Source organism: Taklimakanibacter deserti (assembly GCA_003574785.1).
The window spans coordinates 1-517 of the sequence record QORU01000093.1 but is presented as its reverse complement, the minus strand read 5'-3'; the positions used below and the strand labels follow the sequence as shown (position 1 = coordinate 517).

The following is a 517-nucleotide window of genomic DNA, read 5'->3' as shown; positions in this document are numbered from 1 at the left end:
GACCCACGACGACATCGGCGACCTGCTCTTCTACGCCGCCATCGGCGTGGTGGTGGGCGGGCGCACCTGGGCTATGGCGATCTGGCCAGTCGGGTGGGGAAGGCCCCGACGCCGCTGGCAGTGGCCGAGGCGGTGTGTGCCATTCGCCGCGAGAAGCTGCCCGACCCCGCGGTGCTCGGCAACGCCGGCAGCTTCTTCAAGAACCCGGTGGTGTCGCAGGCGCTGGCCGAGCGACTGCTGGCCGAGCACCCCGAGATGCCCCACTTCCCCCAGCCCGACGGGCGGGTCAAGCTGGCCGCCGGCTGGCTGATCGACCGCTGCGGCCTCAAGGGCCTGCGCGAGGGGCACTTCGGGGTGCATGAGCGCCAGGCGCTGGTGCTGGTTCACTTCGGTGGCGGCAGTGCGGCGGAGCTGCTCGGCTTCGCCAAGCGGGTGGCGAGCCGCGTGCACGAGCGCTTCGGCGTGACCCTCGAGCGGGAGCCCCGGCTGGCCGGCGAGCGCTGATGGCCTGACTCGA

Annotated in this window: 1 pseudogene; it reads left to right on the top strand. The window is 72.7% G+C overall.

Annotation, left to right across the window (positions count from 1 at the left end):
* A pseudogene (locus DS839_RS36130) lies at positions 1 to 504 on the top strand (hypothetical protein); the annotation flags it as partial.
* Positions 505 to 517 lie beyond the last annotated feature (13 nt).